Genomic DNA, 19,546 nt, shown 5'->3' on the forward strand with positions numbered 1-19,546 from the left:
CTTTCTCTTCTTCCTTAGGCTTTACTACTTCTTGTACTTTCTCTTCTTCCTTAGGTTTAATTGTTTCTTTTGCCTTTGTTACCTTCTGTGTTTTAGCTTCTTCCTTAGCTTTAACCATTTTTTGCACTTTCGCTACTTGCTTCGTTTTCTCGTCAGCTTTTTTTTCAACTGGTGCTGTACTAGATAAGAAAGAAACATTTACATAAGCTGTTTTTCCTTTATACTCAAATTGTAGCCATCCATCTTTTACTTGGTTCGTTGATTCAATTACATCATCTTTTTTCAGTCTGCCAAGAATTTTTGATTCTGTGTTTGCTTCCGTACGAACATTTAATAAATTTGCTGTTACATGGTAAATATCTTTTGTAAACTCCGAGCTTACAAATACTTCTTTACCATTCAACTCAATTTTTGACCAGCCATCTTCAGTATTGATGACTTTTAATTCTTGCCCATTTTTTACCTTTTCGACTACTTTTGATTCCGTAGTCGGTTTTTCACGTACGTTGAGTACATCTGCTGTTACGATCGTTTCTGCGGTAGCAGTTGTAGTAAATGCTCCCAATCCGAAAACAGTTGCTGTTGCTGCGCCAATTACTTTTTTCATATGAGCCTCCATTATATTTTTTTGAATTCTATCAAATGCTTCCATAAATTCATGGAAGTATTTGTAACAATATATTAGTACCACTTAATATACTGCTATTAAAACTCCTTACTCCAATACTATCAAATTCTTATTTCTAATTCTATATATTATAAGTTTCCTTATTTTCTATAAACGTTTTATGCCCTTCTTCACACTATATAGTTGTCGCAATTCCCGCCAAAAACAAACTGACGATTGCTAAAAATTGAGTAGTGACTATAGCCCCCTCATAATCTTTCACACTATATTCGCTCGTTTTTTGCAAAAAGTTCATTTTACATAAAAATTTATTTATTACAATAAGAATATAAGATATATTTTTAAAAAGGAGGATTTCAAGAATGAATAAAGAGGATAAAATTCACGCTGAAAAAGTGTTAAAAAATCTCTTCATCGGATCACAAATTGATGGATTACAATTTGGTATTTCTCCAGGCACTATAAAGATTCATTTCAAAAATTTTCACGCCCCCGTTGATTATGACGGACAATTATATATCAATATCGAATCAAAATGGTGTTTATTTAATAAACCTCCAAAAAGATATCCATTAAATGAAGATGAATTTGAAGATTATTCTGAGGAAGAAGAATATGAGAGAATATTTGAGATAAGAAGACAAAAAGTTACCGATATACAACTCGGCTTAGAAAGCCCTTATTTAATTGTTACATTAGAGAGTGGACAAATTATTTTTGTAAATGGTTTTCATGATTATTATGAATGTTGGCAAGCTGGTGTCCAATATGAGCAATGGCTTGTAGTTGCTGCACCTGGGAATGAAATCGCCACTTGGACTCCCGATGAGTTTATCGATAAATAAAGTGAAACTTTAATCAGTGGGGGTTTTCTTCATCCCCCACTGATTATTAGTTGAACCAATCGGACTTTTATGAGCAGTCGATCCCCCACCTAACTTCTCTGCTTTCGCTGAATTTTGAGGTGGGGGTCTTACTGCCCATTAAAGTCGGATAAACTAGTTTCACGAAGAAGAACCGAAGATATTTTATGAAGTACTATACTAATGAACTACATAACTATTTCTATTACTATTACACGTAAACAAAATGACTATTTTACTTTAATAGAACTCACTTTATTAAAGCTGAAAGGATGATATTGATAGCATGTGTCCATGATTTTGGAATAATTGATGATTTTACTTCTCGAAAAAATTACGAGGATTATACACCAGAGAAATATCATTGTATTTCTGTTGATGATGATATTATCAGTAGTTTAAATCAAAATTTATCAATTATGAAAACCTACTTCCATACAGTCAAAAATCAGGAATGCGGTTTAGTCTATTACGGTATTACAATTATCCCACCTGAATCATTAGCAATATTCTATGAAACAGTTACATCTTCAAAGTTCTTCAAAAGTTCTGATGAGCTGAATGAGTTAGCTTTAAAAATTGTACAAGCTACAACAGAACAAAAGTACATGATCCATTATGGGGTTTAAATGTAATACAAAAAAACTCTTAGGATTTCTCCCAAGAGTTTTTTGTATAGTACTAATAAATTTATTCATTAGTCATTTAGTCAATGCTTGAACCTATACCCTCATCTTTTACAAGTGAGGGCGCTCCTATTAATCTAAATAAGCGTCTCCTTCCCAAGCTTCCAACTAAACCATCTCCCATGCCCTTCTGTTTCTCCGACTGTTTCACGATATTCGTTTCCGTTAATATAATAATCAATATGAAGATCCCGGTCCCACATGTTGTTATATAAGTGGAATACATCACGTTTTGCACCTATTTCTTGGATTTGTTTTTCCAGCTTACGTTTTATTTGTTCAGGTATTTGATTTGCGACGTGTGTATGGAAAATACAGATAACCGCCTCTTCACTTATTCGTTCAATGATAGATGATAATAGCTCTACACCGTCTCCTTCTATTAATTGAACAGATTTATTTTTTACTAAAGATGCAGCTTGGTCAAACAGTTCAAGCCTTTCTTTATGTTCTGGCCATATGAGTGCACGTAGCCATAAATAATCTTCATCACTATGTAAATCATTTACATGTAAATCTAGTCCGATTCTTTCTACGACAGGTGGACTTTCTTTTAATAAATGAGGCACATTCTCCCCTCTTATTTCAGAAGTTACATGTACATTCGAATTTATATTTCCGTATGTTTCATCTGTACCGTACGAATAGCTATATTGGTCCCAAAATAGTTGTAATCCAGAACTTGTCCCAATTTCTATTAACGCTAACGGTTTATTCACTTTGCTAAATATGTAACTGAAACTTGGATATAAGTACGCACATCTTCTTACTTCATTCGTTTGAACAAGTTTCGTTTGTAATAAAGTAATGATTTCCTCTCTGTATATTTTACAGAAATCTTTAAAATGAGCAAAAGCTTGATCTAAATCTGTATTAGCATTTTCAACTAAGCTACTATAGTACGTTTTTAAATGATGTTCTTTCCCTGCTAATAATAAATAATGTACTGCACCTAATAATAAGTTTGGGACTGGTTGACCTGCTTGAGCGTAGGAAGATAGTGTAAGTACTTCCTCATCTTCAGCAATTTGTATTGATAAGTATTCATATAAGTCACTTGACCCTTTACATTCCTTTATTGAAAAATTTCGAAATAAGTTTGCGATTTGTTCTTGTGTACGCATGTGTATCCCTCCCTTTAAACTTTCAGAATAATTATACAATAAAAAGCAAAAAATCCCATAAAAAGGTATCCCTTCTACTCACCTTTGGATACGTAAGCTTTTTCGAGATAATTTCAAACTGTAATTTTTTTCTATTTACCAACTTAAAAGAGCTTGTTAAATAAGATTTTTGGCGAATAAAACGTTAAATAGTTTAAAATTATCAGATAACACTAGATATTTTAGTCTATTAATTATTATAATAGAGTATGAGATGGTTATATAATTGAGACAAAAAAGGTAAATACCTAGGTGGGGCCTAGGCGGTGTTTCTCTTTTACGGCTTAGACATAGAAAACACCTACTCTTTTTTGCCAATATAGGGGATGGAGAGATTATCATGAGCAACATGCAGCAAAAAACAGACGTTATCTTAATTGGTGCAGGAATTATGAGTGCAACGTTGGGCTCATTACTAAAAGAATTAGCACCTGAATGGGAAATTAAAGTTTTTGAAAAACTCGCTAGTGCCGGGGAAGAGAGCTCTAATGAATGGAATAATGCAGGTACAGGGCATTCTGCGCTATGCGAACTGAACTATACTTCCGAAAAATCTGACGGATCTATAGATATTAGTAAGGCTGTAAAAGTGAATGAACAATTCCAGCTTTCAAGACAATTTTGGGCATATCTTGTAAAAAGCAAATTAATTCGTAATCCACAAGATTTCATTATGCCTCTACCTCATATGAGTTTAGTACAAGGTGAAAAAAATGTTCAGTTTCTAAAAAACCGTTTTGAAGCGCTTTCAAAAAATCCACTGTTTCAAGGAATGGAATTTTCCGATGCTCCTGAAACATTAAAAAAATGGCTTCCACTCATTATGGAAGGTCGTACATCTAATGAACCTATGGCGGCAACGAAGATTGACTCTGGAACAGATGTTAACTTCGGTGCATTAACACGAATGTTGTTTGATTACTTAAAAACGAAAGATGTCGAGCTAAACTACAAACATAGTGTCGAAAATATTAAACGCACGAAGAATGGTTTGTGGGAAGTAAAAGTACACGATATGAATAGTGGTAAAATCGAGCATCATACTGCAAAATTCGTCTTTATCGGTGGCGGCGGTGGTAGTCTACCTCTACTACAAAAGACTGGTATTCCTGAATCAAAACATATCGGTGGATTCCCAGTAAGTGGACTATTTATGGTATGTAAAAACCAAAAAGTTGTAGAGCAACATCATGCAAAAGTATACGGTAAAGCTAAAGTTGGCGCTCCGCCAATGTCTGTACCTCACCTTGATACGAGATATATAGACAATAAAAAAGCTTTACTATTTGGACCGTTCGCAGGGTTCTCTCCTAAGTTCTTAAAAACTGGCTCAAACCTTGACTTAATCGGTTCTGTAAAACCGAATAACGTCTTAACGATGTTAGCTGCTGGTGTAAAAGAAATGGGATTAACAAAATACTTAATTCAACAAGTTATGTTATCACACGAGAAACGTATGGAAGAATTACGCGAATTCATTCCGAACGCAAAAAGTGAAGATTGGGATATTGTAGTTGCTGGGCAACGTGTACAAGTAATTAAAGATACTGACGCTGGCGGTAAAGGAACACTTCAATTCGGTACTGAAGTTGTTAGTGCGGCTGATGGATCAATCGCGGCGTTACTAGGTGCATCACCGGGTGCTTCTACTGCCGTTCATGTTATGCTTGAAGTATTAGAAAAATGTTTCCCAAGCCGAATGGTAGAATGGGAAGGAAAAATAAAAGAAATGATTCCTTCTTACGGCATTTCATTAACAGAAAATCCAAGATTATTCCAAGACCTTCACACTTCTACAGGTCGTACCCTTGGATTAAATGAAAAAGAAACAGTTCATAACTAATAAAGAAAAAAACGTCCGATACATTCGGACGTTTTTTCGTTACTAGAAATTATATTTATCAATATTATCCTTCGTAAATACGACTCGTTCTGGTAGTACGATAATTCCGTTCCCTTCTGCCTCATAGTCATATCCTTGAATGGAGTTTGGCTCTACTTTTACTTTTCCAATTCCTTTTACTTCGAAGCTATCCCCCACTTTTAACTTCTTCCCTTTTACAACAATTTCATTTGCTACATACGTTGCGAGTGCACCTTGTTGTTTGACATCCCATAAACCAAATTGCGCTACTGTTCCTCGTTTTACGTAATCACGCATCACGTTTGGTGTAGAGAAGCCAGTTACGACTACTTTTTTATCCATTTTTAAATTTTCAGCTGCTTGTGCCATTGCTGGAAGTGCCGTTGCATCCGGACAAATGACTGCATTAATATCTGGATACGTTTTTAAAATATTCTCCCCTACCGACAAAGACTTTTGTGCATTATTTTCACCGTACTGCGTCGTTACAATTTCCCAGTTCGGATATTTCTTTTTAATAATTTCTTTCGCTTTCGTTACCCATTGGTTTTGATCCGTTACTGTTGGACTAGAGTAAAAGAAGGCTACTTTTCCTTTATCTCCAATTTGCTTAGAAGTCATTTCAATTAATAAGTTAGCAAGTTGATCCGGTGTTCCTTGGCTTATATAAAAGGAACGGTCTTTCGGATTGACATCAGAATCCCATGTTAACACCGTCATGCCTTTTTTCTTAGCACGTTGCAATGATTGTGATAAACCATCTACTGACGTAGAAGAGACCATAAGTGCATCATAGTTTTGGTTAATGAAATTGTTTATATATTTTACTTGCCCAGAAACACTCGCTTCAGATGGTCCATCGTATTTCACTTGTACGCCTAACTTATCTCCCATCTCTTTTGCTCCTTCACCACCTGATGTAAAGAAGCCAACTCCAGTTAGTTTTGGGATAAATGCAAATTTCACATCATCAGCTTTTTTCTTATCTGCGGTTTGACTAGAGCAAGCGATTAAACCGATTAAACAAATGCATACAATGAATACAATCCCTAATTTTCTCTTCATGACATTTCCCCCTTATGCAAATTCCTTCTTTTCTCCGCTAAGAATTGATGTAATTTGAAATGCCTCATAATAACTGAAAGAATAAGAATAATACCAATAACTACATTAGATTGTTCATTTGTTAAACCCGTCATTTGCAAACCATACTGCATGAGTCCTATAAAAATACTCGCAAGTACAGTACCGATAATACTTCCTTTTCCGCCTGTAATAAGTGTCCCGCCTAACACGACTGCTGTAATGATTGGTAATATTGTTTCACTTCCCATATCAGCACGTGCGGAACCAAAATACGCGGTTAAGAAAGCACCTCCTAATCCACCTCCTAACCCGGAAAGTATGTAAGCCATGATGACTACTTTTTTTGTTTTAATCCCGGTGTATTTGGCTGCATTTTCGTTCGCACCTGTTAATTTTACGTGGCGCCCATATATGGTGCGATGAAACAATATCGTGCATAAAATCATTAATATAATTAGTAACCATAATAAATTCGGTATTCCTATAAAACTACCGTTTGCCAGTTGTACAAATGTGTCAGGTAAACCACTTATTCCTTCATACCCAGAAGCACCTGCCCCTCCTGAAATGACAAGTGCAATTCCTCCGTATAAAAACATCGTTCCGAGTGTAACAACTAGTGGTTCTACATCTGTCATTTTTATAATAAGTCCGTTTAAAGCGCCTGCTAGGCAACTAATTATTAGGGCAATTATGACAGCAAACAAAATAGGTATTCCGTTCAGCCAAAGTACACCGATTAAGATCGAAGTGAGGCCCATTATGGAGCCGACCGATACATCAATTCCTCCTGTTACTATAACGAAAGTCATTGGTATCGCCGCAATTGCGATAAATAGGAAATCATTTGTACTAAAAAGGAGATTACTAATATTTAAGAAATCACTATTTATAAAACTAAAGAGAATGAATTCTAAAAGAAGTAATACGATTAGAACACCTTCCCATCTGTATACATACTTCATAGATTCATCCTCCTTTCTGCCTTCCACTTTTTCATAACGCTATCTAATATGACGATTAGCAATAATAAGAAACCTGAAATAGCATTATTCCAAAATGCTGGTATTTTTAAAAAGACGAGTGAGCTGCTTATCGCCTCTAAAAATATCGCTCCTAATGCAGCTCCAACTATAGAACCCGTTCCTCCTTTTAAATGAACTCCTCCTAGTACAGCAGCTGCGATAACCTGTAGTTCTATCCCAGTTCCTGTTTGATTTGGAACGAATCCGATATTCATAACAAATATGCAACCAGCGAGCGCAGCGCTTATGCCTGAAATTATAAACGCATATATCTTCACTTTATTAACAGGTATACCAATAAGTCTCGCGCCATCTTCATTATCACCAACCGCATAGAAGTACCTTCCGTATGGCACTTTCCTTAAAAAGAAGTATAGTAGTAGTAAAATAATAAGAACAATCCATACAATGATCGGCAAACCAAGTGTGATGATCGATGACAGTTGCTTAAAATCGTTTGGTATATCTTCAATCCACTTTCCACCTGTAAAGATTAACATCGCACCTCTAATGACCCCTAACATACCTAATGTCATAATAATGGCCGGTACCCGAAACTTCGCAACACCAATTCCATTTATAAAACCGAGAATAGCGCCAAGTAAAATAGCAGCAAGTATAGACAAAGATGCATGATATCCATCCGTTAACAACATTCCGCAAACTGCTGCACTTAACCCCATGCTTGAACCAACTGATACATCTATATTTTTCGTAAATAAGACGAACGATTGGCCAATTGCTAGCACGACTAAAATAACGCTTGACTTTATCAGTAAAGATAACGAGTTAAATTGAATAAAACTAGGGTTTATTATTCCTATAATAGCTATATACATTAGTAGTAACAGTATGATAGACGTTTCATGCATTTTTAACATGCGTTTCATTCCGCTACACCTCCGTATGCAAGGCGTGTAACTTCATTCACACTTAGTTGTTCTTTTTCCATATAAGAAACAAATCGCCCATTTCGCATTACATATACACGGTTTGCTAATTGAACAATTTCTTCAACATCGGAAGAAATTAATAATATTGCGAGTCCTTCCCTTTTCATTTTTTCTATCGTCTCATACACTTCAATCCTTGCTTTCGCATCAATTCCTCGAGTCGGTTCATCAAGAATAATAATTTTAGGATTACATGCGAGATATTTCGCAAGCACGACCTTCTGCTGATTACCTCCTGATAAAGATACTAGTTCTTCATTCATATTCTGTACAACAATTCGGAACTGTTCTATAAATGAATTAACTAAAGCGCTTTCTTTTTCTTGATTTATAAAAAAGCGATTATTTTGTTGTAAACTTGCTGCTGCAATATTTTCTTTAACAGAAGCAATTGAGAAAATGCCATTCCTCGCCCTATCCTCTGGGACATAAACCAGTCCCTTTTCTAGCCTTTTATGCAAAGAACACGCATCAATTGATTTCCCCTCTAATAAGATAGACCCTGATTTTATAGTTTTCAATCCAAATATCGCTTCTGCTAATTCAGTCCTGCCAGATCCTATAATGCCAGCAACACCTACAATCTCACCCGCATGTACAGTGAATGATATATTTTTGAATGCGTGGCTCGTTATATCGATCACTTCTAATATTTTTTTCGTCCTTGCTGTCTCTTGAACTACTTCTATTTTCTCTTTCTGTTTATACCCTTTTGGCAATAGCCCCTCCATCAGCATGTCATATGTATAGTCACATACGTCACCTTGGCTTACAATCATTCCATCACGTAGTATTGCTACTTTGTTGGCAATTTCAAAGATTTCTGGAAAGCGATGCGTAATATAAATCATCCCAATTCCTTTTTCTTGTAAACTTTTCATCAACACAAAAAGACTCTTAATTTCGTGAGTTGTTAATGTCGATGTTGGCTCATCTAAAATAAGAATCTCAGCTTCTCGTATTAATCCTCTAACAATTTCTACTAACTGTTGTTGCGCAATCGATAATGATCCTCCTAGTTCATTAAGGTCAATATCCCACCCTAGACTGTTAATCAATTGCTCAATCTGTACTCTTAATTTCTTTTTCTTTTCTGTTAACCCGATACATATATTTTCTTCAATAGTCATATGCGGAAAAATGAGCGGTTCTTGCGGTATTAAATAAATACCTTTTCGGTGTGCTTCTGACGGATTTGCAAACTGTTGCTTCGTTCCTTTTACATACATTTCTCCATCATCATACGAATATAACCCCGTTAATATTTTCATTAATGTTGATTTCCCGGCGCCATTTCCCCCAACTAAAGCGTATATATCTCCGCGCTCTACTTGTAAGTTCACTTCTTTTAATACAAGTTGATTTGAAAACGCCTTACTCATTTTATTTACTTGTAATAAAGGTACGTTCTCCACTTGATGTCACCTGCCTTTATCCAGAACATTTTTTGAGAAAATGATTATTTGTTCTACTTGTTTTGTAGCATTGTATATTCCTTTTTTTATATCTAGAACACTTTTTTCTACATACTATTCATCGTTTCAACTGGAATAAACAAAATATATGGCACATATGTTTAAGCAGTGGTCAATTGTTGAAAGGGATGAAGAGTATGACTCAGCTGAACTTTGAAGAGAATTTATTAACTAAAGTAGCTTGGTACTATTATAAAGACCAATTAACACAACAAGAGATCGCTTCACTTCTTCACATTTCAAGAAATAAAGTCGTCCGGTTATTAGATAAGGCACGCAGTGAAGGTATCGTTACATTTCACGTAAAAGGGACTGGTTTGCACTGTTTAAGTATTGAGCGTGACTTAATGAAAAAATTCCACTTAAAAGATGCTTTTATTATCCCGACCCCAGTAAACAATTATCACGCTTCTCTCGGAAAAGCTGCTGCACAATATTTAGAAACTCATCTCCAGCAAGGCGATTTACTCGGTATTGGATGGGGAGAAACAATTAGCAAAATGCTAGAAAACATTCATTTTGAGACTTCTATTAATCTTTCAATCGTAACGTTAACAGGCGGAGTAAATCACTATCTCTCGAGAAAACAAAACTATTTACACTACATGCAAGGTGATCTTCACATTATCCCTACGCCGTTTCTAGCGTCTACAACCGAAATGGCACAAAGTATTTTATCAGAACCGAGTGTAAAAGATATGCTTCATGTCGCTTCACTTGCACATACAGCTATTGTCGGTATTGGCGGATTATCTCAAGACGCTACGATTGTAAAAGAAGAAAAATTAACACTACGTGAGATGACATATATTCGTAGTCAAAACGGTGCTGGCGATATTTTAGGACAGTTTTATAATACAAATGGCGATTTGCTAGAGCTCTCGCATCACAATCGTCTAATTGGCACGCCTCTCTCTATCCTGCGCAATATGAATCATGTCGTCGGTGTTGCTGGAGGTACAGAAAAGATAGACGCAATTTATGGTGCCTTAAAAGGAAAGTTTATTCATACATTAATTACCGATGAGGAAACGGCCCTCTCCTTATTACGAAAGGATGGTGATTGTTAATGTCTCATTTATTAGCTTTTGATGCTGGTACAGGAAGCATTCGAGCTGTTCTTTTTGATTTACTAGGTAATCAAATTGCTGTCAGTCAAAAAGAATGGGTTCATAATACAGATCCTCGTTACCCAGGTTCTATGAATTTTGATGTAATAGAAAACTGGAAGCTAGTACAACAATGCGCGAAAGAAGTTTTACAAAGAAGTAATATCTCGCCCTCTTCCATTCAAGCTATTAGCGCTACTAGTATGCGAGAAGGTTTTGTTTTATATGATAAAAATGGGCAAGAAATTTGGGCTTGCGCAAATGTTGATGGGCGTGCATCCGCTGAAGTTAGTGAGCTAAAAGAAATTCGGTCACATCTTGAAAAAGATTTATATACAAAGTCTGGTCAAACTTTTTCATTAGGTGCTTTACCCCGCCTACTTTGGATTAAAAAACATGAACCCGACGTCTATAATACTATTCACTCTTTTACAATGTTAAACGATTGGATTTTATATAAACTAAGCGGCGTACTGCAAATTGATCCCTCAAACGGATGCACTTCAGGTATTTTTGATTTACAAAATAGAGTGTGGGATAACGATGTCGCTAAGGAGTGCGGTCTATCTTTACCATTTTCACCAACAGTAAATGAAGCTGGTACAGTAATTGGCAACGTTACAAAAGAGTGTGCAGCATTAACTGGATTACGTGAAGGGATTCCTGTCGTAGCCGGGGGCGGAGATGCTCAAATGGCATCGCTCGGAACTGGAGTCGTGAAACCGAATCAAACATTAATATGCGGAGGTAGTTTTTGGCAACAAGAAGTGAATGTTACTGAGCCAATACCAGATCCACAAGCTGCGATTCGTATAAACTGTCACGTCGTATCTAATCTATGGCAATATGAAACGATTGCCTTTTTCCCAGGACTCGTTATGCGCTGGTTTCGAGACGCTTTTTGCCAAGAGGAAAAGAAACTTGCTGACAAACTCGGTGTAGATGCTTATGAATTACTAGAAGAACAAGCGAAAGACGTACCTGTCGGCTCACATGGGATTATCCCTACTTTTTCAAACGTAATGAACTACATTTCTTGGCGTCATGCCGCACCTTCTTTTTTAAATTTAAGTTTAGATGCTGACAAATGCGGAAAAAAAGAACTGTTCCGTGCTATTGAAGAAAATGCAGCCTTCGTTACACTTGGAAACTTAAAATTAATAGAAAATCTCACAGGGACATTCCCTTCTGAAGTCGTTTTTGCTGGTGGTGCCGCTAAAGGAAAACTATGGCCACAAATTCTATCAGACGTCCTTGGTATTCCTGTAAAAGTACCTGTTGTGAAAGAAGCAGCTGCTTTAGGAACCGCAATTGCTGCTGGATTTGGCGCTGGCATATATGCATCTATGGAAGAAACTGCCGAACAGTTTGTACAGTGGGAGCAAACATTCGAACCAGTTACTGAAAATCACGAACTATATAAAGAGTTCTATGAAACATGGAAAACTGTGTATGACAGTCAGCTCGCTTTAGCTGATAAAGGGCTCACTTCACATATGTGGATTGCGCCTGGTGCACTGTAACAGATTACATAAAGTTCAACTAATCAGGCTTTTACGGGCAGTTGATCTCCACCTACCTTTTTTGCTCCAGACAAATTTTGAGATGGGAGTTTTACTGCCCGTTAATACGGGATAAAGGAGTGAAATGTATGTTAAAAGCGAATGAAAATGATTTCTCTTATCGCTTCGGTGATAATGGGCCGAAATATTTAATACAAGGGCCGAATATTGATTTAGGCCTTGTTGTCATTCAGCCTGGGCAAGAGTTTCAAAACCATTATCATACAACGTGCGAAGAGGTATTCTATGCATTAGAAGGTGAAATAGATTTCTATGTAAATAACGAAAGAGTTCCAATTAAACAAGGGGATGTCCTGCAAGTTCGCCCACATGAATCTCACTATCTTATTAACCATTCTGACAAACCTTTTAAAGCAGTTTTTATAAAGTCACCACATTTACCAAATAAAGATACGGTACAAACGGAAAATCCAACATTAACAAAGGAGTGATTTCGAATGACTTGGGGATTTAAAAATCGATTAAATACAATTTTACCTGATGGCAGAGCGGTTATGTTAGCGATAGATCACGGCTACTTTTTAGGACCAATTCATGGGCTTGAACAGCCACTTGAAACAGTTAAAAACTTACTTCCTTATACGGATTCTCTCTTTTTGACGCGTGGTGTACTTAGCTCCTGCATTCCTGAAAACTGCAGTACACCGATGGTTATCCGTGTATCTGGCGGGGCTACTGTCGTCGGTAAAGATTTAGCGAATGAGACAATTGTTACACCTGTAAAAGAAGCAGTAAAACAAAACGCGATTGGCGTAGGTGTGTCTGTTTTCGTCGGGTCCGACTATGAGACACAAACGGTTACGAATCTCGCAAACGTAGTTTCAGAAGCTCACGATTATTGTCTGCCAGTACTCGGCATTACCGCAGTTGCGAAAGAACTACAAAAACGTGAAGCTCGCTTTCTAGCACTTGCTTCCCGTGTATGTGTTGAAATGGGTGCTGACATTATTAAAACGTATTACTGCGAAGGGTTCGAAAAAATTACGAGCACATGCCCTGCCCCAGTCGTAATTGCTGGTGGGCCAAAACTGGATTCAATTGAAGACGCATTAAACATTACGTACAATGCACTACAAGAAGGGGCAATCGGCGTAGACATGGGCCGAAACATATGGCAATCTGAACATCCAGCTGCGATGATTCAAGCGATACATGGTATTGTGAAAAATGGATTGAATGTGAAAGAGGCACTCCAATTATACGAAGATGTAAAAAATTAAAACAAACGAGCAAACTATTGCATTTAAAAGAAAAGCCCATATGTTAGATTACTGAGGAATCTAACATATGGGCTTTCTTTTACATTTTTCATTGTTTTGAATTTAACCTACAGATCGCGCACATTCCAAACAATCTCACCGCGTTCACCATAAGTACTGTGATGCCGATGAAACCCTAACTTTTCTAATACCCGAAAAGACGCAGTATTCCAAGCGCCTACAGTAGACCAAAGTCTATGGCGCCCCGTAGCAATCGCAGCTTCCAGCACTGCTGATGCTGCCTCTGTCGCATAACCTTTGCGATGAGCACTTTTGAACAATTCGTATGCAATCTCCGGCTCTTCAAGCGTAGCACGACCGATGATTAAGCCACAGTATCCGATGAAATCGCCTTCGTCTCGTCTACGAATTGTGAGAAGAGAAATACCATTTTCAATTGCTTTCTTGCGCATTTCGATAAGAGAGCTACGAACAGATTCAATGGTTGGCATTTCCACTCCACGTTCACCAATTAGTTTTCTAAGCCAGACTGCATCGGATTCCTCCCACATATTCAGGTCGAGTCGTTCCGTTTTTAGCTGGAACGCCATATCTTTAAATACATCTGTCATAGTGGTAACCTCCTATTTATATCACTGTACTACTTATAATCGTTTCGTACTGTACCATATGGGAAACATGCTTGGTTCTCTAGATTTTCTTGCATTAAGATACATTATTGTTATTTTATACATAATTAATTTCTCTGCAAAATAGACCTTGTTATCAAACTTCATTTTAAATCTACAATATTTGATTTATAAATGATTTTAGGTTTTCACTTAATTTTTACATTAAAAAATATATCGTCCTTTCTTATTTGTTAAAATAAAGAAAAGGAGGAATGATTATGAAACGAATGGGTTTTGAACGCCCTACCGATTATTACGATGAAAGATTATATACTATCGATGAAAAAATTTGTGCCCTATTAAAAGAACGAAAAGAACTTTCAGGTGGTGATCCAGGTTTTCCACATGATGAAACGATTTATAAATGGGCAAAGCAATACGAATTTTATCCAGACTATCTAAATTCACTATTCTCTTCCATGATGGACGAAAGTGAATTTAAACCTCGTGTCGAACCAACTAAATTCCAAAAACATATACCTGTTTTTAAAACGTATGAACATAAAGGTATCATGTATACCGTAACTTTTATTCGGCAATATGCAAATGCTAGTGTAGTTTATTTATATAGCGATTGGGATTCGGTGAATGACGCTTTTAATGAAAACAAACCTCATAGTTTCTTCCAATTATCAATAGATGATACATATGACTGCTGGTCAGAAGGTGGGGGCGGCACTGATGGACATTTTAGTCATCATTTCGTTATATCTCCTGCCCTTCCTGATAATTTGTCTGGAATAAGCTTACGATTTAAAGAACTCAATATGCCGTTTAGGAAAGATCAAACTGTGCTTGAATTTGTAATTCAAATAGATTAATAAAGAAGCTGTCTCACATGCCCTTTTCCTGACTAAAATTCGTTTATTTTTACTTTTATGTCCCTTAAAATGATCAAGCCCCTTTCCATACCGGATAAGGGGCTAATAAATTTACATCTTCAAACAATTACTCTTGTTAATGCTATTGAACTTTCTTACCATCTTTATAGTCAAGGCAAGACACTTCAATTAACAAACCATTAAACATTGAAAAATAAAAACCGTAACTACTACCTCGCATAGAATACGGTGCCTTTTCTATTTCAATGCCGCCAGCTGCTAAACGATTATATGCTTGATCAACTTCATTTGAAGTATCCACTAAAAAACCAATATGAAAAGCCTCAGGATACATCACTTCCTTATTTCCCTTAAATGCTTTTGGGTCACTTAACACAAGTATAAATCCACTTTCATCACTCATTACTACTAGTGCTTTTCCCTTTTGCTCCAAAAATTGAAAATCAAAAAATGTTTCAAAGAAATGTCTCGCTTCTAATAAATCATCAACACATAAATTCAAATGATTTAACTTCATTCACTCATCTCCTTTTAAGCAGAGGGTATGTAGACTCATTTTCATAACACGTAAATATGCAAGGTAAGATATTCAAGCGTTCCGTCTAAGACTATGCTTTATAGTTTAATACTTTTTTCTATAGCCTAGAACGTTTTTTTATGACTGCAATTCCATAAACTGTTCGACGCGAAATATTATTTTACCTATATAAAATAGCCACATTATTTATTTTTCAAATTGTGTAAAACCCACTCAATTAAGAAAATTGCTGCAGAGGTACGCTCTGTCGTATCACCTAAAAACAGTTTATTTATAAAACCTTCAAAATGAGTTGGTACTTTAGATAACGTTTCAATATACTTCAAAACAGATCCCGCTGGTGGTATAGGCTTATTATTAACAGCCCATATCCCATCTAACAATGTCCAAGTTGAAGTTTGGACTATGTATGAAGCTTTTAACTCATCATTTGCTTTTAAAGCAGATTGAATTTTAATAAGCGAACTATGCAACCAATGAGAAATGCCTTTCATTTTGTCGCTAGAAACTCGATAGTTTTCAAATTCATATGTAGCTATTTCCTTTAACTTTTTTAACTCACCGCTTTTATCAAACAAAGTTTTCCCTTCTAGAAATGAGTATAGTTCCATCGGATTGTTTTTAAAGTTTATTTGAATTTGATTAAAATCTGCACTCTTATATTCAACTAAAATATCTTCTCTCATTTCAGAATGAAATTTCTTCTTTTGTCCTTCTTGTAAAAGAATATAAAAATCTAAATCCGAATCAGGATATGCGTCACCTCTTGCGACAGATCCAATTAGCATCAATCCATTCACTTTATCTCTAAATACATATTCATTTAAAATTGTTTGTACCAATTTTTTATGTTTTTCATTTATAATGAATGAAAAACTCTCCATCATTTCCACCCCCCATTACTACAAAAAGAGGATACATGTTAGCATCTACAACATGTATCCTCTACTTATATATTACGACTGCTGATAAGCCGCTTTCGATGATTTTACATAATAAACTGCATGATCCACATTAATAATATGATCTGGTTTTGGTTTACCACGACTCGCTCTATGTCCTGCTAAATGTTCTTCACTTGTTTCCCAATTTTTCCACGCTTCTTCAGATTCCCAGCGGATCATAACGACAACTTCTTCGTCGCCGCGTCTTACTTTTTTCACAAGAACACTTAAATCGATAAAGCCTTCAAATTTTTCAATAATTCCTTCTCCAGTGAAACGTTCTACAACTATATTTGATGTACCTTCTTTTACTGTAAATGTTTTCGTTTCAATAAACATATATCCCACTCCCTCTTTATAATACGAATACTATTATTCTTCCATTATAGTTGATTATGATAATTATTTTCAATTAAAAAGTTTTAAATTATGCGGATTTCTCTTCTATAGCCTCATCTAAAAATTTGAAATATGGGAGTAATATTCCGATTAAAGAAGTGACACATATAATTGAACCGATAATAAAGTATAGTGCTCTTACTCCCCACATTTCACTCAATATTCCCCCTACTAACACACCTAACGGCATAGCGAATCGTATGAAAAATAAACGCACTGAAAACACTTGTCCTATCATATTATTTTGGACTGATTGCTGGCATATCGTTGTGTTATGAACATTGAAAAAGGCAATACAAACACCTGCAACTATTTCAATTATTACCGCTATTACAATACTGTGGTTAAAACCTAGTGAAATGTATGTGAGTCCCCCTATAAACAATCCTCCAAGCATAAGTATGCGCCTGCTTTTATATGTTACTTTTCCGACTAGTATAGATCCAATTACATAGCCAAACGGGAAACCAGCCATAAAATACCCAAACTCTGTATAACCTGCTGACAGCTCATCTTTTATATAAGGAAGATTTGTAACCAGCGTTACCCCGACCCCAAATTGTACGAAAGTAAGAAAGACACCAAGCCAAACGATAACTGGTTTTGTGAAAAAATATGTAAAGCCGTGAAGAAACTGTTCTAGCCACGTTTTCCGAATGGATTGTGTTGTTCTCTTTTCTTTCATATAAAGTAATAATGCACCACTAACAAATAGACAAATACATACGAAAGATAATGTAAGTTCTGTTCCAATGAAATGAATGACTACTCCACCTAATACTGGTGCAAGAAACATCATAAGGCGAGTCATTCCATCAATGTACGCATTTGCATCTTGAAGTTGTTCTTTCCCTACAATGCTCGGTGTAATTGCTTGACTTGCAGGTGTATAAAGTGGTGTAATAAGTCCCACTACAATTTGAACAACATAAATGTGCCAAACTTCTATACTACCTGAAACTAGCATCACCAAGGGAAATAAGAATACGGACGCTCGTATCCATTGTGAAAAAATCATAATCCACTTCCGGCTCCATTTATCAATAAATGGACCGCTTATTAGTTGCAGTATGAGCGATGGGATAAAATATAATAACCACATGCTACTTAATGCTGTTTTTGATCCTGTTAATTCGTAAACAAGAATCGAATTACATAATGTTCCGAAAGCCCCGCCCAATTCTGAAATCGCGCTACCAATCCACATGAAAAAGAACGAACGATTTTTCAATACATTTTTCAATTTCATACACCAACTTTTCTTTTATATTCCTCCCTTTATGTACATTCTCGTTGTTAATTATCTATTCAAAAACATATCTAATTCTTTCGCTAACGACTGTACTGCTTTCTTTCTCAATACATATTTCCCGTCATGTATATCTACTAACTTCGCTGCACGTAACAATTTCAAATGATGGTGTACAGTCGATTTACCAAGTTGCAGTCTTTCTGTAATTTCCTGCAATGTTCGTTCTTTTTCGAACAACATTTTTACAATACGTAACCTCGCTTCATCTCCAAGAGCTTTATGTTTTTGAACTAAAAAATAATTCGGTTCATATGAATCTTCAGGATGAATACTTTCGTTTGCAACTGGATAATGGAATACTTTCGTATCTTCAATATCGGCCTCAATATTCCACGGTCTGTACGTCATTTGCGGAATAAGAAGTACGTGATGAACACTTGGCTCTGGCATATAGTTCACGCCACCAGTGGCCCACTCGACGAACTCTTCTGGTTTCATCTTTTTATTCATTTCAACCTTTATTTCATAGTCTCGTTTTAATATAGAAAGTATTTCTTCTTCCTCTTTCTGAATAACACTCTCATACCAACCTGTCATTACAGCGATTAAATGAGGTTTCAGCACTTGTACATCAACATTACATATAAAACGAATATATGTAGAGAAAAACTGATGATCTTGTGTCAGCTCCTCTAGTTCATATATTGCAGTTACATCTCCACTTGCTGCTAAATGTCTTTTCTCTTCATACTTCTCCCCTAAAAACGGTAAACATATATATTTCAAATCTACTTCTGAAAGCGAATCGATTTTACCATGAAACTGTGCTAAGTCCTGAAAATCCCCTTCATACAACAACTGAAGCAATGCTTTCCACGTATTATGTTCTTCAACAAATTGTAAGTGCTCTCTCATTTCTTCTGTTAATGATTTCTTAATTTCTTCCCATTCATTTTGACTTTTTTCAAGTGTATCAATTAACCTCTTATGAGTAATTGCTGCAATGCCAAGTGCACATTCGAAAAGTATCGAATATTTCACTTGAACATGATAAGTTTCCCTCTTTCTACTCGTTATGTGATAGACCTCCATTTTTATCCCCTCCTTGTTTGCTATACATTAAATTCTATTTTTATCGAATTTACCCTTCAACATTTTTGGAATAAATAAAATATAATTTGAAATACATTCATTCTAAATTAAAAAGAATAGGAGCTTTTTTATATACAAATAATAATCTTCAAG

20 protein-coding genes and 1 pseudogene are annotated in these 19,546 nt (G+C 35.9%); 8 read left to right on the forward strand and 13 right to left on the reverse strand.

Features of this window, described 5'->3' with window-relative positions; translation table 11 throughout:
• Window positions 1-607: SH3 domain-containing protein (locus RTP99_RS20140; RefSeq protein WP_312367191.1), on the reverse strand; the 607-nt coding region annotated here is incomplete at its 3' end.
• A gap of 196 nt (window positions 608-803) precedes the next feature.
• Window positions 804-875 (reverse strand): annotated as a pseudogene (locus RTP99_RS20145) (nitroreductase); the annotation flags it as partial.
• A 115-nt stretch (window positions 876-990) separates the two neighbouring features.
• Between RTP99_RS20145 and RTP99_RS20150 the strand changes: the two are divergent.
• Window positions 991-1,473: a hypothetical protein gene (locus RTP99_RS20150; protein ID WP_001030853.1), complete on the forward strand. Its 483-nt coding sequence runs from the start codon at window positions 991-993 to the stop codon at window positions 1,471-1,473.
• Between the two features lie 290 nt (window positions 1,474-1,763).
• Window positions 1,764-2,120, forward strand: a complete 357-nt coding sequence (locus tag RTP99_RS20155) for a hypothetical protein (protein ID WP_011040445.1) — start codon at window positions 1,764-1,766, stop codon at window positions 2,118-2,120.
• 134 nt (window positions 2,121-2,254) lie between these two features.
• Here the strand turns inward: RTP99_RS20155 and RTP99_RS20160 are convergent, their stop codons facing one another.
• The gene (locus RTP99_RS20160) at window positions 2,255-3,301 is read right to left on the reverse strand and encodes a DUF2332 domain-containing protein (protein ID WP_001260246.1); all 1,047 of its coding nucleotides are present in this window, start codon (window positions 3,299-3,301) and stop codon (window positions 2,255-2,257) included.
• Window positions 3,302-3,680: 379 nt separating this feature from the next.
• Here RTP99_RS20160 and RTP99_RS20165 point away from each other — a divergent pair, with 379 nt between their 5' ends.
• Complete coding sequence (locus RTP99_RS20165; protein WP_000069165.1) at window positions 3,681-5,183, forward strand: malate:quinone oxidoreductase; 1,503 nt, start codon at window positions 3,681-3,683, stop codon at window positions 5,181-5,183.
• Between the two features lie 42 nt (window positions 5,184-5,225).
• Here RTP99_RS20165 and lsrB read toward each other — a convergent pair whose 3' ends face one another.
• From lsrB to RTP99_RS20185, 4 genes are read right to left on the reverse strand one after another with little or no spacing between them, the layout of a single operon-like run.
• Complete coding sequence (gene lsrB / locus RTP99_RS20170; protein ID WP_000823633.1) at window positions 5,226-6,269, reverse strand: autoinducer 2 ABC transporter substrate-binding protein LsrB; 1,044 nt, start codon at window positions 6,267-6,269, stop codon at window positions 5,226-5,228.
• A complete protein-coding gene (locus RTP99_RS20175; RefSeq protein WP_000878516.1) occupies window positions 6,266-7,255 on the reverse strand; it encodes an ABC transporter permease subunit in 990 nt (329 codons plus the stop codon). The genes lsrB and RTP99_RS20175 overlap by 4 nt, the downstream gene beginning before the upstream one ends.
• Complete coding sequence (locus tag RTP99_RS20180) at window positions 7,252-8,205, reverse strand: ABC transporter permease subunit (protein WP_000827501.1); 954 nt, start codon at window positions 8,203-8,205, stop codon at window positions 7,252-7,254. The genes RTP99_RS20175 and RTP99_RS20180 overlap by 4 nt, the downstream gene beginning before the upstream one ends.
• Window positions 8,202-9,683 carry a sugar ABC transporter ATP-binding protein gene (locus RTP99_RS20185; protein ID WP_046647435.1) on the reverse strand — a complete coding sequence of 494 codons (1,482 nt, stop codon included), beginning with the start codon at window positions 9,681-9,683 and terminating at the stop codon, window positions 8,202-8,204. The genes RTP99_RS20180 and RTP99_RS20185 overlap by 4 nt, the downstream gene beginning before the upstream one ends.
• A 197-nt stretch (window positions 9,684-9,880) precedes the next feature.
• Between RTP99_RS20185 and RTP99_RS20190 the strand changes: the two genes are divergently transcribed.
• The 4 genes from RTP99_RS20190 to lsrF all read left to right on the forward strand — a co-directional run bounded on the left by RTP99_RS20190 (window position 9,881) and on the right by lsrF (window position 13,655).
• Window positions 9,881-10,813 carry a sugar-binding transcriptional regulator gene (locus RTP99_RS20190; protein ID WP_000192711.1) on the forward strand — a complete coding sequence of 311 codons (933 nt, stop codon included), beginning with the start codon at window positions 9,881-9,883 and terminating at the stop codon, window positions 10,811-10,813.
• Window positions 10,813-12,375: an autoinducer-2 kinase gene (lsrK, locus tag RTP99_RS20195; RefSeq protein WP_000018827.1), complete on the forward strand. Its 1,563-nt coding sequence runs from the start codon at window positions 10,813-10,815 to the stop codon at window positions 12,373-12,375. The genes RTP99_RS20190 and lsrK overlap by 1 nt, the downstream gene beginning before the upstream one ends.
• Window positions 12,376-12,503: 128 nt before the next feature.
• Entirely contained in the window at window positions 12,504-12,866 is a 363-nt protein-coding gene (locus tag RTP99_RS20200; protein WP_000909986.1) for a cupin domain-containing protein, read from the forward strand.
• A gap of 6 nt (window positions 12,867-12,872) precedes the next feature.
• Entirely contained in the window at window positions 12,873-13,655 is a 783-nt protein-coding gene (lsrF, locus tag RTP99_RS20205) for a 3-hydroxy-5-phosphonooxypentane-2,4-dione thiolase (protein ID WP_000219767.1), read from the forward strand.
• A gap of 107 nt (window positions 13,656-13,762) precedes the next feature.
• On the opposite strand, the gene RTP99_RS20210 is transcribed toward lsrF, so the two are convergent.
• Complete coding sequence (locus RTP99_RS20210; protein ID WP_000132884.1) at window positions 13,763-14,266, reverse strand: GNAT family N-acetyltransferase; 504 nt, start codon at window positions 14,264-14,266, stop codon at window positions 13,763-13,765.
• Window positions 14,267-14,544: 278 nt separating this feature from the next.
• On the opposite strand from RTP99_RS20210, the gene RTP99_RS20215 reads away from it, so the two are divergent.
• Window positions 14,545-15,147 (forward strand): hypothetical protein, encoded by a 603-nt coding sequence (locus RTP99_RS20215; RefSeq protein WP_000827107.1) that lies wholly within the window; start codon window positions 14,545-14,547, stop codon window positions 15,145-15,147.
• Window positions 15,148-15,289: 142 nt separating this feature from the next.
• On the opposite strand, the gene RTP99_RS20220 is transcribed toward RTP99_RS20215, so the two are convergent.
• The 5 genes from RTP99_RS20220 to RTP99_RS20240 all read right to left on the reverse strand — a co-directional run bounded on the left by RTP99_RS20220 (window position 15,290) and on the right by RTP99_RS20240 (window position 19,393).
• Window positions 15,290-15,685 (reverse strand): VOC family protein, encoded by a 396-nt coding sequence (locus RTP99_RS20220; protein WP_000773072.1) that lies wholly within the window; start codon window positions 15,683-15,685, stop codon window positions 15,290-15,292.
• A gap of 203 nt (window positions 15,686-15,888) precedes the next feature.
• Window positions 15,889-16,593 (reverse strand): nucleotidyltransferase family protein, encoded by a 705-nt coding sequence (locus tag RTP99_RS20225; protein WP_041184677.1) that lies wholly within the window; start codon window positions 16,591-16,593, stop codon window positions 15,889-15,891.
• Between the two features lie 69 nt (window positions 16,594-16,662).
• Window positions 16,663-16,989 carry a heme-degrading monooxygenase HmoA gene (gene hmoA / locus RTP99_RS20230; RefSeq protein WP_000469503.1) on the reverse strand — a complete coding sequence of 109 codons (327 nt, stop codon included), beginning with the start codon at window positions 16,987-16,989 and terminating at the stop codon, window positions 16,663-16,665.
• Between the two features lie 88 nt (window positions 16,990-17,077).
• Window positions 17,078-18,298, reverse strand: coding sequence for an MFS transporter (locus RTP99_RS20235; RefSeq protein ID WP_000769366.1), 1,221 nt, complete (start codon window positions 18,296-18,298; stop codon window positions 17,078-17,080).
• A gap of 51 nt (window positions 18,299-18,349) precedes the next feature.
• A complete protein-coding gene (locus RTP99_RS20240) occupies window positions 18,350-19,393 on the reverse strand; it encodes an ArsR/SmtB family transcription factor (protein WP_000454541.1) in 1,044 nt (347 codons plus the stop codon).
• Window positions 19,394-19,546: the final 153 nt, after the last annotated feature.

Source organism: Bacillus sp. (in: firmicutes) (genome assembly GCF_031983925.1).
Taxonomy (GTDB): domain Bacteria; phylum Bacillota; class Bacilli; order Bacillales; family Bacillaceae_G; genus Bacillus_A; species Bacillus_A pacificus.